This window comes from Pseudomonas sp. RC4D1 (assembly GCF_018390395.1).
Lineage (GTDB): Bacteria > Pseudomonadota > Gammaproteobacteria > Pseudomonadales > Pseudomonadaceae > Aquipseudomonas > Aquipseudomonas danubii.
In genome coordinates this window covers 944,752-960,270 of record NZ_JAHBAW010000003.1, presented here as the reverse complement: position 1 = coordinate 960,270, position 15,519 = coordinate 944,752, and the positions used below count along the sequence as shown (strand labels likewise).

The 15,519-nt window shown below is 63.0% G+C and carries 12 protein-coding genes; 4 read left to right on the top strand and 8 right to left on the bottom strand.

The window, feature by feature from the left end; all coding sequences use genetic code 11:
* Nucleotides 1-9: 9 nt before the first annotated feature.
* The 7 genes from KHO49_RS29255 to KHO49_RS29225 all read right to left on the bottom strand — a co-directional run bounded on the left by KHO49_RS29255 (nt 10) and on the right by KHO49_RS29225 (nt 10,982).
* Nucleotides 10-3,597: a tetratricopeptide repeat protein gene (locus KHO49_RS29255; protein WP_213666340.1), complete on the bottom strand. Its 3,588-nt coding sequence runs from the start codon at nt 3,595-3,597 to the stop codon at nt 10-12.
* The gene (locus tag KHO49_RS29250) at nt 3,575-6,385 is read right to left on the bottom strand and encodes a bifunctional glycoside hydrolase/polysaccharide deacetylase family protein (RefSeq protein ID WP_102879376.1); all 2,811 of its coding nucleotides are present in this window, start codon (nt 6,383-6,385) and stop codon (nt 3,575-3,577) included. Before KHO49_RS29250 ends, KHO49_RS29255 begins: the two co-directional genes overlap by 23 nt.
* Nucleotides 6,386-6,465: 80 nt before the next feature.
* Nucleotides 6,466-7,398, bottom strand: a complete 933-nt coding sequence (gene pelX / locus KHO49_RS29245; RefSeq protein WP_170003015.1) for a UDP-N-acetylglucosamine C4-epimerase PelX — start codon at nt 7,396-7,398, stop codon at nt 6,466-6,468.
* Nucleotides 7,399-7,753: 355 nt separating this feature from the next.
* Nucleotides 7,754-8,797: a sensor histidine kinase gene (locus KHO49_RS29240; protein WP_110651681.1), complete on the bottom strand. Its 1,044-nt coding sequence runs from the start codon at nt 8,795-8,797 to the stop codon at nt 7,754-7,756.
* A gap of 10 nt (nt 8,798-8,807) precedes the next feature.
* Nucleotides 8,808-10,268, bottom strand: coding sequence for an ATPase domain-containing protein (locus KHO49_RS29235; protein WP_213666339.1), 1,461 nt, complete (start codon nt 10,266-10,268; stop codon nt 8,808-8,810).
* Nucleotides 10,265-10,699: a hypothetical protein gene (locus tag KHO49_RS29230; protein ID WP_249735884.1), complete on the bottom strand. Its 435-nt coding sequence runs from the start codon at nt 10,697-10,699 to the stop codon at nt 10,265-10,267. Before KHO49_RS29230 ends, KHO49_RS29235 begins: the two co-directional genes overlap by 4 nt.
* An 82-nt stretch (nt 10,700-10,781) precedes the next feature.
* Nucleotides 10,782-10,982, bottom strand: coding sequence for a hypothetical protein (locus KHO49_RS29225; protein ID WP_110651679.1), 201 nt, complete (start codon nt 10,980-10,982; stop codon nt 10,782-10,784).
* 511 nt (nt 10,983-11,493) lie between these two features.
* Here KHO49_RS29225 and gltS point away from each other — a divergent pair.
* Complete coding sequence (gene gltS, locus KHO49_RS29220) at nt 11,494-12,705, top strand: sodium/glutamate symporter (protein WP_110651677.1); 1,212 nt, start codon at nt 11,494-11,496, stop codon at nt 12,703-12,705.
* 97 nt (nt 12,706-12,802) lie between these two features.
* Here gltS and KHO49_RS29215 read toward each other — a convergent pair whose 3' ends face one another.
* Nucleotides 12,803-12,946 carry a hypothetical protein gene (locus tag KHO49_RS29215; RefSeq protein WP_170003011.1) on the bottom strand — a complete coding sequence of 48 codons (144 nt, stop codon included), beginning with the start codon at nt 12,944-12,946 and terminating at the stop codon, nt 12,803-12,805.
* A gap of 177 nt (nt 12,947-13,123) precedes the next feature.
* Here KHO49_RS29215 and KHO49_RS29210 point away from each other — a divergent pair, with 177 nt between their 5' ends.
* The 3 genes from KHO49_RS29210 to KHO49_RS29200 are packed head-to-tail and all read left to right on the top strand — an operon-like array spanning nt 13,124 to nt 15,515.
* Nucleotides 13,124-13,834, top strand: a complete 711-nt coding sequence (locus KHO49_RS29210; protein ID WP_213666338.1) for an SDR family oxidoreductase — start codon at nt 13,124-13,126, stop codon at nt 13,832-13,834.
* On the top strand, nt 13,828-15,375 hold the full coding sequence (locus KHO49_RS29205; protein WP_213666337.1) for a cryptochrome/photolyase family protein: 1,548 nt from the start codon (nt 13,828-13,830) through the stop codon (nt 15,373-15,375). Before KHO49_RS29210 ends, KHO49_RS29205 begins: the two co-directional genes overlap by 7 nt.
* Nucleotides 15,372-15,515, top strand: a complete 144-nt coding sequence (locus KHO49_RS29200) for a DUF2256 domain-containing protein (protein WP_102879383.1) — start codon at nt 15,372-15,374, stop codon at nt 15,513-15,515. Before KHO49_RS29205 ends, KHO49_RS29200 begins: the two co-directional genes overlap by 4 nt.
* Nucleotides 15,516-15,519: the final 4 nt, after the last annotated feature.

Below are 15,519 nucleotides of genomic sequence, written 5' to 3'. Positions count from 1 at the left end.
ATTCCATGATCAGCGTCCGAAACGCACGCTGTAGCTGACACCTGCGGTGCCACCGGACTGGCCAGTTCCGCCTTGTGGCGCCGACTGGTAGCCGAAGGTCACTGCCAATTCGTCATCCCCTATGACCTCGGTGCCGATACCGGTACTGATGGCGTAGTTGATAGTGTTGTCGGTCCACTGCCAGCCGGTGCTGACGTCCACCAGCCAGGTGTATTGCCCGCGCGTGCGGTTCAATGCCCCCGGGAAGCCACGCCGCCACGAACTGCCGAAGAACAGCTGGCCGTAGTGTTTCTGCAGCAGGGTCTGGCTGTTGATCTGGTCCGGATTGTCGAGTTCGGCCCCGATCAGGTCGATGCCCCCACCCAGGGTATTGGCCAGGTTGGGCAGCGAACGGTTGTTCAGGCTGTTTTGCTGGTAATCGATACCGCTGCGCAATTGCCAGTTCGGCCCTTCGAACTGCAGGGTGTGGTCGAACTCGATCTTCAACGCCTGACCATTGCCCAGGTCATCGCCGCCGCGGGTCGAGAACCAGCGCTGGGCCAGGCTCCAGGACAACTGGTCACGGGCCGAATAGCGATGCCGCCCACCGACCCAGACATCATCCTGCCGGCCGAAGGTGCGCATGTAGCCGCTGTCCTCGTTCTTGCGATGCCAATCGGCGCCGACGTCCAGTTCGTTGCCGCTGTCCACCTGCCAGGTACGGCTGGCGCCCAGGCCGTTGCGGTCATCGTCCTTGCGCAGGCTGCTGTCGAAAATCAGCTTGTAGTTGCCGTTCTCCAACTGCCGCTGCAAGGTCAATTCGGTGTTGGTCTCGTTGCCCAGGCGCGATGGGTCGAGGACATCGCCGCTGTATCGGCCCTGCTCCAGTACCAGCTTGGCGTACCAGTTGTCGTTCAGGTAACGCGCCGCGGTGAGGCGCGGGCCGTTGAACACCAGTCCGCCGTAGTCCTGGCGATCCCAGGCGATCTGCACACCCTGGGGGGTGCGCTCGGTCAATTCGATGGCCTGGCGCCGCAATTGCTCACGGAGCGACGCAGGCTGGTCCTCGCCCAGCGCCGACAGGTCCACGGCCAGCGCTTCGCCACTGCGCCCCAGGCTGTTCAGGGCCTCGACCCGTTGCGCCGGGTCCAGGTCGTCGCTGGCCACCAGGCGTTCCAGGGCCTGGCGGTTGTTGCCGCGCAGGGCTTCCTGGATCTGTTCGTAGCGATTGACCTTGAGGCCACGGACGCGGGCCCAGGCCAGCCAGTCATCTTTCTGCGTCGACTGATTGATCTCATCCAGGCGGGCCAGCATCTGGTCGAACCACAACTGCAGCATCGGCTTGGAGCCGTCCTGCCATTGCATCGCCTTGTTCAGCGCCTTGCGCGACGAGTAGCTGCTGGCCACCAGGCGCAGCCAGGTCGCATAGCCCTGAGGCGTGGCGCGGATCTGCTCAGGCGTTACTTCGCGGTTGAGCTTGAGCCGCAGGCGCTGGGCCGAGTCGGCATAACCCGCGCCTTCCAGGGCGTCGGCGTAGGCCGCCTGGACCATCCAGTCCTGTGGGTTGCTCCGCAGGTACAGGCGGTACCAGGCCAGGGCCTCGGTATTGCGCCCGAGCAACTGACTGGCAGCGGCAAACGGCAACCATAGGGTGCTGTCACCGCGGGCCAGGGAGCGCCATTGCTGCAACAGCGGCTTGAGCTCGCCAGTGCGACCCAGGTCGACATACAGCCACATCAGGCGCTCGCGGAAGGTGTTGTCATCCGGGAAGCGGCTCAAGCCCAGGCGATACAGGCGCAGGGCCTCGTCGGTACGGCCTTGTTGCACCGCCAGCGCACCGCGGGCAGCCAGGACCTGGGAGCGGTCGGAGGCATCCGGGTACTGGTCGGCTTCCTTGAGCAGGTCGACCACCAGTGGCCAGTCCTGAAGCTCCTGGGCCAGTTGCAGGGCCGCAATCAGGCGTTGCGGATTGTGCTCACGGCGCCAACTGTCGACGGTCAACTGCAAGGCCTTGCGCGGGTCGCGGACGCGATAGAGGGCAATCAACTCACTCTCGTCGCCACTATTGAGCGAGCCCTTGATGGCCAGCATCTTCTCCAGTGCCAGCTGCAGTTCATCGTCCAACTCCAGGTCCCAAGCCAGTGCGGCACGGGACTGCCAGTAGTTGAAGTCATCGATCTTGTTGCCGTCGACTGCGGTGATCACCTTCCAGGCCGACGGGCTGTCGAACAGCTTGAGGTGGTTGTTGGCCCAGTCCACCCGCTCGGTGCTGGTCAACGGATAAAGGCCGGCGAAGCGCTTCCAGACCGCCAGCCGCTGCGGGTACTGCGCGGTGTTTTCCAGGTTCTGCAACAGGCGGACCCAGGCCAGCCGGTGTTTCGGGTATTTGCCGACATAGCGGCGCAGCCACTGTTCCCCCTGCTCGGGCGTGCCCCTGGATTCTTCGGCGTACACCAGGGCATCGAGTTCGACATCGCTCAAGGCCCGGGTCTCCATGATCCCCGCCAGCAGTGGAATGCCCCGGTCGAAATCGTAGGTCTGCATCGCCAGGCGCCAGGTGTGCTCGAACTCGGCCGGGTTGTTGCGCAGCTTGCTCAGGCTGATCCAGTAGCCCAGGGCCGAGGCCGAATCGCCCTGCCATTCGGCAATGTGGGCCATCTGCTCCAGCAGCAGCGGATCATCCGGATGCAGCTCCAGCAGCTGCGAGCCCACGGCATATGCACCTTCGAGGTCACCGAAGGCCAGGCGCTGCTTGAATTCCTTGGCCAGCACTTCCGGGCTGTCGGGTTGCAACTTGCGCCAGGCACTGAAGAACTGCTCGGCCAGGTCCCTGCGGTTGTGCGCCACCGCCACGTCGACGCCCTGATCCAGCAGCGCCGCATCCAGCGCGTCCGGCTGGGTGGCCAGCTCCCGGGCCAGCAGCTCGGCGGCCTGATCGCCACGATCCGCTGCCACCAGGCTCTTGAAGGCTTTCTCCAGGAACTGGCGACGCTCTTGCGGCGTCTGGCTGGCATCGAGCAGTTGCACATAGAGATCGGCGGCGCGCCCGGGTTGCTCGCTGGCCTGGTACCACTTGGCCGCCTCGGGTAGCCATTGATCGCGCTGCTTGGGATCGCGACGGGCCAGCTCGGTATAGGCATCGGCTGCCAGTCCCGGGGCCTGGGCGCTCAAGGCCAGAGTGGCCAGGCGCTCGAGCTGCGGGCTGGGCAGTGCCTTGTAGTCAAAGGCCTTGAAGCGCTCGGCCAGGGCCTGTAACGCGGCGCTGTCAGTGCTGTTGTTCAGCGCCAGGGCATCGAGTTGCAAGCGGTAGTAGGCCTTCAGCGCCGGATCGGGCTGTGACCACTGCGCCAGGTGCTTTTCCGCTCTCGGGTAGTCGCCCAGTTGAATCAGCAGATCGAGCAACTGAGTGCGCAACTCGTTGTTTTCCGGGTGGGCCGCCAGCAGGACTTCGGCATAGCTGGCGGACACTTCATCCGGTTGGCCGCCCTTGGGACGGAACGCATCTTCGTTGCGATAGGTCGCCCACAGCAAGATACCGACGACAATCGCCACCACCAGCAACGCCCAGGGATTGAGCAGCCGCGCGCGTGGGGCCTTAGTTGCAGAGGAGTTGGGCATTACTCACCTGCTTCATGGGAAGTTGGAAATGCCACAGGCCCTGCTCGGACTTGCCGGCATAACGTTGGCCCTGGACCTCGACCCGGCAGGGGCTGGCCGAACGCACCGAGAACTCCAGGTTGAATTGACCGGCAAATGAGAACGTCACCTGTCGATCGCTGACATAGCGCCAGTCACGCAGGGGAATGTTCGCCAGCTCCAGAGCCGGACGTGGATCACGCTCAGGACGCAGGGCCAGCAGCGCATGATCGCGGCTCAAGGCCACATAACGCCCCTGGGGCAGATCGCGGACCCCCGCTACGCCCTGGGAACGGCCGAGGTCCGGCCAGCCCAGCGCCGGGTCCAGGCGCAGGGTGCGCAAGCCATCCATGCCGCGAACCTGCCAGTCACCATTGAGCGTACGGGCCAGGCTGGCCTGGTACAGGCCATGGATCCGATCCAGGTAGTCGCTCATCCACAAGGACATCGGCTGCTGGCCACGCATGAACTGATAGATGTCGGTCATGGCCTTGATCGACGCCTGCTTGGTCCCCGAATAGAAGTGGTAGTACAGGTGAATGCCCCGCAGGCGCCGTGGGCTGTCGGTCAGTTCGAAGGTGTCGATCACGTCGCGAAAGCCGTAATACGGGCCTTTCCAGAGGTTGGTGTACATGTTCTCGTTGATCACCGGCGCGTAGTACTGCAAGCCGCCTTCGGTGGGACGCAGCAAGGGGTACAGGCCGGTCAACGAGGAATTGGCCTTGGTCAGGATGGTCTGCCCGCCGTTGACGTTTTTCAGTCCGGCGTCGTAGGCCAGCTTGATGGTCTCGGCGCTGGGCAGCGCGTCCCCCGGCCAGAAGAGCAGCTTCACCGGCTTCTGCGCGGTGGTCAGGCGGCTATTGATGTAGTCCCGCGAGCCGAGGATCTCGCGCTTGTAATCCAGGTTCTTGTACCCCGGGATATTCAGGCGCAGGCCGTATTCGGCGCTGAAGTCCTCGTCCTTCTTGGCCTTCTCCGGCTGCAGGTAGAACGGGTGACTGTAGGTGTGGGTGGCCACCTCGACCTTGGGGTCGGCAAAGATCTCCTGGGCGATCGGCTCCAGTTCCCTGGCGAGAAACGGCGACATGCCCTTGGGCCCGATCTCCCCTTCGATGATCGACACCGAGGTCAGGTACGGGTTGGGACGAATGTAGTCATCCAGCACCTGGCGCCCGGAATACGGGGTGCCGCGCACTTCGGCGCGGGAGGGAAAGCCGTCGCCGTCGATATGCACGGTGGCGATCCGCCGGCCGTTCTCGGTGGTGGTGTCCGGGCGCGGTTGCGCCGGCAGACGCAGGGCTTTCTGGATAAAGGCGAAGGGGTCGAGAATCCAGCGGCTACGCTCGATATTGGACTCCACCACATAAGGCGCCAAGGCCATGCCGCCCCAGGCGCCGATGGCCACGGGGGCGTACTTGCCACCCTTGTCATCGCCCAGCAACAGTGCCGGTTTCGGCCCGTCGGGCAGCAGCGTCACCCGGGTCAGTTCACGGGAACGGGCCACGACCGGCGCTTCGAAACCACCGATCAGCGTCTTGTCCTGGCTCAGCACCTGCAGTGCCCCGCGAGCCCCTGGCGCTGCGAGGTTCAGCCCCAGGCGCTTGAGCAGTGCGCGATCCTCGATGGGCAGCCCGGCCATGATGGCCAACGGCACCTGTTCGTCCAGGCGTTGGCCAATCCAGCTGTTAAAGGCACGACTGTCCTGGGGCGGGCCGCTGGTCATCCACAGCACCACCCCGGCATAGAGGCCGGCGAAGCTGTAGGACGGCAGGCTGTCATCGGCGGGCAGGTAGTCGACCCGATAGCCCAGGTATTCCAGCAGGCCGCCCAGCATCCGGTGCCCGGCGTGGTCGTAGAGTTCACCTTCACGCGGGTCATAGAGCATGGCGATGCGCCGCGGCTGCACTTCCACGGTGCTCATGCTGATGGCATTCAGGTCCGGGGTGGTGACCACCGGGATAAAGCCTTCCTGACTCAACTGGCGCACCAGCTTGCGCGCCTCTTCACGACGGTTGGACGGCAAGTAGTCGATGGCCACCAGTGGAATGTTTTTTGCCCGCAGTGGTTTGAGTTCGCCTTCGAGCCAGTTGCGATCGGACTCGGACACCGGACGATAACGCTTGGTCGAGGCATCCCAGCCGGCATGGATCGATTCGACCGCCACGGCCGAGGCGACGCCGTCGAGTTCGCCCAAGACCTCGAACCCCCGGTTGAAGAACAGTTTGAGGTTCGGCAGGCGGCTGTGCAGTTCCCGCAGGAACGACGCCAGGGCCTGGCGTTGCGGTTCGCGATCGGCTTCGGGAAGCAACTGGAAGCTGTCCAGGGTATCGAGGAACAGACCGGCATAACCCTGGTCCTGCAACGCCTTGGCACGCTTGAACAGGTGTTCGCGCCAGGCCGGGGTGGCGATGTCCATCACCTGGCTGTTCCACGCCTTGTTGCGGATGGCGCTGGCTCCGTGGCTCAGGGCTTCCTTGTCCAGTGCGGCGCGATCGCCGTCGAACTCGCCCACCGACAGGTAGGCGAACGGCTGGCTGCCCAGCTTGCGCAAGGTAGCGACATCCCCTGGGGCCATATGACCGGGCTCGACCACCGCCCACTCGAACTGCGCCAGCTCCGGCAGCGGCGGTTGCTCGGCGTACCAGAAACCGACGCTGGCGGGAGCCGCCGGGGCGGCTTGCACCAGCGAATGGCCGGCACATAACGCTAATGCAGTAAACAGACGCCGAACCACTGTGCAGACACTCCCCCGGCGAAACTCCATGTCCATCACTCACTCTTCAAGTCAATCAATCCGCACAACAGCAAACGCTCAAGTCCCCGGAAACGGGTCAGTGCAAGCCCGCAAAGCTAAAGACTGCGGTACAGCCTAGCCAAGCCTTCGGTCAGGCTGGTGGGCGTGCCCAGGTCGAAACGCTCCAACAAACGCCGGTTGTCGGCCTTGGAATGGCGGATATCGCCAGAACGGGCCGCCCCATGGCTGACGTTCAGGGGTTGGCCGCTGATCTGTTCCAGAGCGGCAATCAGGTCATTGAGGGTGGTCACGCCGCTGAGGCCGACGTTGGTGGCATCGGCTGCAGGTGCCGGATGTTCAAGGCCCTGGACCAGGATCTTCACCAAGTCCTCAACATAGACAAAGTCGCGGGTTTGGCCACCATCACCGAACACGGTGATGGGGCGTGCGCGCTTGGCCCGTTCGCTGAAGATGCTGATCACGCCGGAGTACGGCGACGATGGGTCCTGGCGCGGCCCGAAGATATTGAAGAAGCGCAGGATGACCGGCTCCAGGCCATGCTGGCGACGGTAGAAATCCAGGTAGTACTCACTGGCGAGCTTGTCCGCCGCATAGGGCGTGAGGGGAGACTTGGGCGTGTCTTCGTTGATCGGGGTGCCCTCCCCGTTATTGCCATAGACCGCCGCACTGGACGCAAACACCACTCGACGGATGCCGGCGGCGACCATGGCCTCGCACACCCGCAGCGTGCCGATGAAGTTGCTCTGGTGGGTGCGCACCGGGTCCTCGACCGAGGCCTGGACCGAAGCGACAGCCGCCAAGTGCACCACCGCGCCACAGCCGTGCATGGCTTCTGCCAGGGCCGCGGCATCGGCCACATCCCCCACTACAAGTTGCAGTTGCGGATTGTCCATCGGCAGATTGCTGACCTTGCCGGTCGAAAGGTCATCCAGAACCCGGACCCCATAGCCTTTGGCCAACAGCGCATCAACCAGGTGAGAACCGATGAAGCCTGCGCCCCCTGTCACCAGTATCCGTTCAGTAGACATAGATCATCCCGAAGAAAAATATCGCAGCTGCGCCGTTTGAAACTAGCACACCCACTGAATACGCCATGGCTATTAGCCCCTATGGCCAATATTTCCCTGGTTACTCACGCTTATTCAAAGGCTGAAACGCCTTTCTGGAAGAACGCCCGAAACCCTGACGTCAAAAAAACATCAATAAAATCAAGCGTTCAGCGGCCGGATACTGGGATAAAAATACTATCGCGTCAATATTGCGTCGATTTATTATTTTTTCAGCTACAAAGCCAAACAAGGGCCAATATATTGACGACTTAGCACTTCAAGGCTCTGGATCAAGGCTATCAGCCTTGGCAGTGATGGCATCAGGCGATCACCGCTACGGGTTGGGGGTGGAAATTAAATCGCTCACCAGGGGCAGAATCACGACGAAGCGACTGCCTTTGCCGCTGCCTTCACTCATGCCTTGCACTGTTCCGCCATGGGCTTCCACCAGTTCGCGCACCACCGTAAGGCCGATGCCCAGCCCGGCGCCATTGAAGCCGATAGCATGGGCGTCCTGAATGAAGGGTTCGAAGATAAACGGCAGGGCTTTGGCAGAAATGCCAATACCGTTATCGCAAACCGTCAGTTGCACGGCATCGCCCCGGGTGCTGACCGAAAGCGTCACCTGCCCCTCTGCGGGGGTGTATTTGGCAGCATTGCCCAGCAGGTTGCCGAGAATCTGCTTGAGACGCACCGGGTCGCCTTCGACCGGCAACGGGTCATCCGGTCGCTGGGCACTGAAGTGCAGATGCCGGGCCTTCATCAAGGGTCTACAGGTCTCGATGGCGTCATCGACAATCTGCCTCAAGTCCACCACCTGGCGATCCAGGTGCAGCTTGCCGGTGCTGACCCGGGAGACATCCAGCAGATCATCCACAAGCCGCGACATATGCTGCACCTGACCTTCGATCAGTGCCTGCATTCGTGGCAGCTCTTCACTGGGGACCCGGGCCAGGCGGCCGGCAATCATGCTGATGGGCGTCAGTGGGTGGCGCAGTTCATGGGCCACCAGTACCAGGATGTGCCGCTGTTGCTCCAGCAGTTGCTCGGCGGTGGCCTGCAGGTGTTGCGCGCTGAGCGCTGCAATCACCAACTGCTCATTGGCTTCGCGCATCTCCAGGTTCAACGGCTGCTCCTGCTGGATGCGCAAGGCCTCCTGCGCGTTGGATTGCGCCAGCAGGATGGCCTGTACCAGTTGCTGATTGGCCTCGATCAGTTGCTCGATGTACTGGCTATCGCCGACCCGGGTGTTGGCTTCGCCCAGTTCTTTTTGCAACGACGCCAGAACTGCGCGCGCCTGGACGATTTTCTGGCCGAGGAGCAACAGTTCACGAGCCGCCGTGGCGGCCTGGTCGGTCTTGCCATTGACCTCGTTCATTGTTTTCTACTCACACCTCGCCTTTGTCCACGTGTTGCCGGGTGGGACGACCGCCGAGCAGGCCTTCCTGATCAGGCAGCATTTCGCCGATCTGCAAGCCGTCATCATCGATCTGGTACAGGCGCAGCTCATCGGAATGAGCGCTGGCTCGCACCTTGACCACCGCCATGATGCGCTGCAAACGGCTTTGCACTTCGATGTAGCGCTGGACGATGATGGCATCGGTGAGAAACGCCGTACCGTAGGGACTGAAGCGCAGGTCGGTGTAGCGATCTTCCAACTCCGAGGTCAGCAGCACGGTAATGCCGGCGCCGGTCAGCGCGCTGACCATCCGCGCCAGTGATTCGCGAAAATCCTCGCGAAAAGTCGGCGCCAGGGCCAGCTCGAAGCCGGACAGTGAATCCACCACCACTCGGGTCGCCTTGATCCGGGTGATCTCGGTCAGCAGCAGATGGACTATTTCATCGATCGACAAATCAGCGGCCCGGCTGTCCACCAGGCCAACCTGGCCACTGTGGATCAGGGCGGCCAGGGTGGGGTTCTGCGAATGGTTGGGTCGTTGCTCGAACACTGCAATCACGCCGGTTTCACCGTTGCGCGCGCCTTCGGCGAGGAAGGTCGCCGCCAGAATGCTCTTGCCCGAGCCCGACGGTCCGGCCACCAGCAGCGAATACCCCTGTGGCAGGCCGCCACCGAGCATGTCGTCAAGACGCGCAACGCCCATCTTCAGGCGCTTGATGGGGAACTCCAGTGGCGTTTCAACGGTGCTGATGGCCGCCGGTGCAAAAACCCGGACTCCCGAAGTGGCGATGCGAAAGGTGTGCAGCCCCGGCAGCGTCGGCTGGCCACGCATCTTCATGATTTCCATCTTGCGCACCATGGAGTTGCGCTGAACGCTCTGACGCAACCAGATCAAGCCGTCGGCAACGGTGAACACCGGGTTGGTGTCGGTTTCATTGAAGTATTCACCGATGAGGAAGGTGGTCGCCTGCCATGTGGTCATCAACATGCCCAACTGCTGGACGAACAGCGGCAGGTTGTTGTTGGGGTTGTCCCGGGTCTGGCTTGCCAGCACCACCGAACGAAAGGAATCGACGAACACCAACCCCGGCGAGTGAGCCTGGACCTCACTGACGATACGCCGTAGTACCTCGTCGAGGTCGCCGGCCTGGGTGTCGTCGGCCAGGTTGATGTAGTGAATCGACTGGTTGATCGCTGCGCTGTCAAAAAAGTCGAACTGTTGCTGATAGCGGAGCATCTTCAACGGCGGCTCCCCGAGCACCGTAAAGAACAGCGCCGGACGCTGCGGCGTCGCCAGGGCGAACATCATCTGGTGAGCCAGGGTGGTCTTGCCGCAGCCCGGCGGGCCGGCGATCAGATTGAACGAAAACTCCGGCAATCCTCCGCCCAGCACCTCGTCCAGTCCTGGCACGCCAGTGGCCAAGCGGTTGATCGTGACTTTGCTGCTCATGGCGCATGTTCCTGCGAAGGGGGATCGCTCAAGAAAGGCTCCCACACGCCACTCAGCAAGCGTGCAGTGAGCGAGGGACCAATCAGCGTGGTCAGCAGTTCATAGAAGGTGGTGAGCATCACTTCACCGAAAAACAGCGCCTCGGCCGGGCTTTGCTCTATGAGTACCGACTTGAGGGCCGTCAGGTTCAATTCGGCCTGTAGCCCGTCATAGAGGCCGGCCAGGCGCGGTTGCGCCGAGATGCACAGATGAAGGCTGCGGCAGTAAAGAGCGGCAACCCCCTGCTCACCGATAATCGGCGTGAGGGCGCGGCTCATGCGCTGCAAGGTTGAGACAATCGCCTGGGCGATGCTTGCAACGTCAGCCTCCGGGCCAACACTTCGCGCCAGAGAAGCTACGATCTGGCGGCTCTCTTCGCTTAGCGTGGACATGGCTGGCTGATAGTGGGTGAGAAGAATTCGATAGTACACCCTATAGCCGCGTATAGAAGCGCTATTGGATGTGGCCCTGTCCCTATAAAGAGGGCTCCGGGGCCTGGCTTCTAAGAAACAGCGTCCAGGCCTCAAAAGCCTGCTGATGCCTGCGGGTTGCGTTCTCCCACTCAGGCCCGCAGGTCTGTCGTGCGGAAACCAGCATCATCATGCTCGTCGTTGCAGCATCCAGCTCAAGTAGCAGCTTGTACGCCTCAAGCCGGAAATCATCGACGGACTTCATGGTTTTTCCCTGGTGGCGACACGTCTGGGCGAAGAAATCTTGTCCCTTCTGCCGTGGAGTGCCTGCAAAACCAGTAGTTCAAATCGATCCTGCTCGGGGATGCGCCCTCGCCTGATCTCGCCCCCTGATCAGACATTTCTTAAAAACCCGCTTTCCACGCACGCCTGGGCCTCTGTTAATCCGCTCTTAACGCCAGCGCAATGCAATCAGCCCGCCATTGCGGGCGCAAAGTGCGGGCGTGAATCAATTACTTGAAAACCTCCCACGCAGAACACCAGACCGACTACCGGCAGCGGCGCGACCACTCAATGCGCCTGCCGCTGCGCGACAGCCTTATCCAACGGCCCGACTTGATCGATCGGCGCCAGGCAATGTGCGTGGCTATCCGTGCAGGTCGCAAGCCAGTAACCGCCGTCCAGCCCGCAATCAATCAGGTTGAGGCCTCTCAACCCTAGCCGCTGGCGCGACTGGCAGACAGTGCGTCCAGAAACCCAGACTGAGGAGTGTGCGAATGGTCCAACTGGACTTCTATGGAACCCTGGTGGCCGCATCGTTGGTGCTGTTACTGGGGCGTGGCCTTGTCACCCGAGTCGGTTTCTTGCGTGCCTACAATATTCCCGAACCTGTGGCCGGAGGCTTGGTGGTGGCCTTGCTGCTTCTGCTGCTGCGGGGTATGGGGGACATGGAAGTCCGCATTGATACCTCGCTCCAGGCGCCCTTGATGCTGGCCTTCTTTGCCACCATTGGCCTGAGCGCAGACTTTGCCAGCCTGAAAAAAGGTGGGCGCAACCTGGCGGTATTCCTGCTGCTGGTCACCGGTTTTCTGCTGGTACAGAACGCCATGGGCATTGGTCTGGCCAAGGCGCTGGGGCTTGATCCCTTGATGGGGCTGTTGACCGGCTCTGTGACACTGTCCGGCGGTCACGGCACGGGCGGAGCCTGGGGCGCAGTGTTCAAGGAGCAATATGGCCTGGCCTCGGCCCCCGAAATCGCCATGGCCTCGGCCACCTTCGGCCTGGTGCTGGGGGGCTTGATCGGCGGGCCGGTCGCTCGCCTGCTGGTCAAGAGGGTGCAAACCCCTGGGGCCGTGCAAGGCGAACCGCGCTTGCCCAGAGGCTATGAGCAGCCCTACAAGGAGCGGCAGATCACCGCGCTGAGTTTCATCGAGACCCTGGCCCTGGTTGCCATCAGCCTGCAGGCCGGGAGTTTTCTCAGCGGCTTGATCCAGGGCACGGCGCTGGAACTGCCGACCTTCGTCTGCGTGCTGTTCGTCGGGGTGGTGTTGCGCAATGGCCTGTCGGCGCTGGGCTGGCATCAGGTCTTCGATCAGGAAGTGTCGCTGCTGGGCAACGTGAGCCTGTCGCTGTTCCTGGCGATTGCCTTGATGTCGCTGCGGCTGTGGGATCTGGCCAGCCTGGCCCTGCCCATCCTGATTCTGCTGGCCGTGCAGACCCTGGTGATGGCGCTGTTTGCGATCTTCGTCACCTTCCGCGTCATGGGCCGCAACTATGACGCTGCGGTCCTGGCTGCCGGCCATTGCGGTTTCGGGCTAGGCGCGACGCCGACGGCCATCGCCAATATGCAGGCGGTGACCCAGCGCTACGGACCATCGCCAATGGCATTCCTGGTGGTGCCGATGGTGGGGGCATTTTTTATCGACATCAGCAACGCCATCGTGATCAAGCTGTACCTGGCGCTGCCTTGGCTGGGGGTTGCTGCTTGATGGAGCGCTCCGCCCGCCGGACTCCTGTGCCGGCGGGCGAATCATGATCAGCACAGCCATAGAGCAAAGCTGTACAGCACAATCGCACACGTACAACCTAATCGAGCGGGTGCTGCTCTTCGCCGCCCAGACAGGCACTGGCCTTGCGCACCGGTCGCCGCACCCTCGGCCAGCGACGGCGCAGGCAAAGGAACAGCGCCACGACCAATACCAGGCCAAGCATCAAGCAAAAACCCCACATTGCCCTCTCCTTCCATTGCCGAAGCCGGCAGCGGCTTCACCCTGAAGACTTTTTAGCCGCAATCGCTGCAAAAATCCTGTACAAAATCAAATTTTATGTACAACTATTACTCATGGATTTTGACAGTGCGAGCAGGGAGTCAGGCTCGCTGCCACGTCAATCGGTGGGTAAAACACAATGAGCACTACCTTTAACATGCAGTCCCTGGGTGCGGGCTATCGTGCTCTGGTGATTGGCGCCAGCGGCGCGCTGGGCTCGGCCTTTTGCCAGTGGCTCGAAGAGGACCCGCGCTGCGCCGGGGTGCGCGCCCTGTCCCGCGGCACGCTTCCCGCGCTCGACCTTGAACAGCCCGACAGCATTGCCCGGGCCGCCGCCGAATTGGCGGGTGAGGCGCCCTACCAGCTGATCGTGCATGCCGCCGGTCTGCTGCATCGCGCCGACATCAAACCGGAAAAAACCTACGCCGCCCTTGAAGACCAGGCGCTCAAGGCAGTGTTCCAGGTCAATGCCGTGGGCCCGGCCTTGGTCCTGCGGCACTTTCTGCCCTTGCTGGCGCCCCAGGGCGCGATGGCGCTGCTGTCGGCCAAGGTCGGCAGCATCAGCGACAACCGCCTGGGCGGCTGGTACGCCTATCGCGCCTCCAAGGCCGCGCTGAACATGCTGGTTAAAACCGCGGCCATCGAACTGGCGCGAACCCGGCCCGGGGCCCGTCTGCTCAGCCTGCATCCCGGCACGGTGGTGTCACAGCTGTCGCAACCGTTTCGCGGCTCCGCGGCGGCGCGTCCGGCCAGCGTGGCGGCCTGGGAGCTGCTGACGCTGATCGACCGCCTGAGTGCGGCCGACAGCGGCCAGTTCTTTGCCTACGACGGCGAGCGTCTGCCGTGGTAGCCGCCGGCGCTGGCGGCCGACTGGGGCTGGTGCTGGGCGACCAGTTGTCGTTCGACCTGGAGTTGCTCAAGGTCCTGGACCCGGTCCACGACACACTGCTGATGGCCGAAGTCGACAGCGAAGCGCGGTATGTCCGCCATCATCCACAGAAAATCCTGCTGATCTTCAGCGCCATGCGCCACTTTGCCGAGCGCCTGCGCGAGCAAGGCTGGCGGGTGATCTACGTCAAGCTGGACGACCCTGACAACAGCGGCAGCCTTCATGGCGAGTTGCGGCGCTGGCAGACGGCCCTCGGTGCGGCTCAATTGCATGTCACCGAGTGCGGAGAATGGCGGCTGGAACAGGCCCTGCGCGATGCCGGCCTGCCCCTGACTGTTCATGTGGATCGGCGGTTCCTGTGTTCGCGCGAAGCGTTCCGCGATTGGGCGGCCGGACGGACGTCGTTGCGCATGGAGTATTTCTACCGCGAGATGCGCAGGCAAAGCGGCCTGCTGCTGGAGCCCGATGGCCGCCCCTGCGGTGGCACCTGGAACCTCGATGCCGACAACCGCAAGGCCCTGCCCCGGGGCTTGCGCGGGCCCTTTGCGGCGCGCTTCGGCCACGACGCCATTACCCGCGAGGTACTCCAACTGGTAGGCCAGCGCTTCAGCGATCACTACGGTGACCTGGCGCGCTTCGACTATCCGGTGACCCACGAGCAGGCGCAGGAGCTGTGGCAGCACTTCCTCGACTTTTCCCTGGCCGCGTTCGGCGATTACCAGGACGCCATGGCCGAGGGCGAGCCCTTTCTGTTTCATGCGCGGATCAGCGCCGCGCTGAACATCGGCCTGCTGGATGTGCGCCAACTCTGCGCCGATGTCGAGCGTGCCTACCGCGAGAACCGGGTGGCGCTGAATGCCGCGGAGGGTTTCATCCGCCAACTGATCGGCTGGCGTGAATATGTACGCGGCATCTACTGGCTGCGCATGCCGGAATACGCCGAGCTCAACGGCCTGGGCAATACCCGGGCCCTGCCGGAGTTCTACTGGAGCGGCGCCACCGACATGCGCTGCATGTCCCAGGCCATTGGCCAGACCCTGGAACTGGGTTACGCCCACCATATCCAGCGGCTGATGGTCACCGGCAATTTTGCCCTGCTGGCCGGCATCGCCCCCAAGGCCATCTGCGACTGGTACCTGGCGGTCTACCTGGATGCCTTCGACTGGGTCGAACTGCCCAATACCCTGGGCATGGTGATGCATGCCGACGGTGGCTACCTGGGCTCCAAGCCCTATTGCGCCAGCGGTCGCTATATCCAGCGGATGTCCGACTACTGCGGCGGCTGCCGTTACCGGGTGGACCAGGCCACCGGCAGCGATGCCTGCCCGTTCAACGCCCTGTACTGGCATTTCCTGATCCGCCACCAGGAGCAACTGGGCGCCAATCCGCGCCTGGCGCTGACCTATCGCAACCTGCAGCGCATGGACGCCCCGCGCCGGGACGCCATCTGGCAACGGGGCGAGGAGTTGCTGGCGCGCCTGGACGCTGGAGAGCCCCTGTGAAGAAATCCGACCTGCCGCGCAAGGACTGCGCCGCCTGCGGCCGGCCCTTCACCTGGCGCAAACGCTGGGCGCGTTGCTGGGATGAGGTGCGCTGGTGTTCCGAACGCTGTCGCCGCAGCGCCCGCGCCAGGAAGCCATGAGCCC

Coding starts and splice junctions, on each gene's coding strand:
- KHO49_RS29255 (WP_213666340.1), bottom strand. CDS start 3,597: ATGCCCAACTCCTCTGCAACTAAGGCCCCACGCGCGCGGCTGCTCAAT.
- KHO49_RS29215 (WP_170003011.1), bottom strand. CDS start 12,946: ATGTGGGGTTTTTGCTTGATGCTTGGCCTGGTATTGGTCGTGGCGCTG.
- KHO49_RS29240 (WP_110651681.1), bottom strand. CDS start 8,797: ATGAACGAGGTCAATGGCAAGACCGACCAGGCCGCCACGGCGGCTCGT.
- pelX (WP_170003015.1), bottom strand. CDS start 7,398: ATGTCTACTGAACGGATACTGGTGACAGGGGGCGCAGGCTTCATCGGT.
- KHO49_RS29225 (WP_110651679.1), bottom strand. CDS start 10,982: ATGAAGTCCGTCGATGATTTCCGGCTTGAGGCGTACAAGCTGCTACTT.
- KHO49_RS29230 (WP_249735884.1), bottom strand. CDS start 10,699: ATGTCCACGCTAAGCGAAGAGAGCCGCCAGATCGTAGCTTCTCTGGCG.
- KHO49_RS29235 (WP_213666339.1), bottom strand. CDS start 10,268: ATGAGCAGCAAAGTCACGATCAACCGCTTGGCCACTGGCGTGCCAGGA.
- KHO49_RS29210 (WP_213666338.1), top strand. CDS start 13,124: ATGAGCACTACCTTTAACATGCAGTCCCTGGGTGCGGGCTATCGTGCT.
- KHO49_RS29250 (WP_102879376.1), bottom strand. CDS start 6,385: ATGGACATGGAGTTTCGCCGGGGGAGTGTCTGCACAGTGGTTCGGCGT.
- gltS (WP_110651677.1), top strand. CDS start 11,494: ATGGTCCAACTGGACTTCTATGGAACCCTGGTGGCCGCATCGTTGGTG.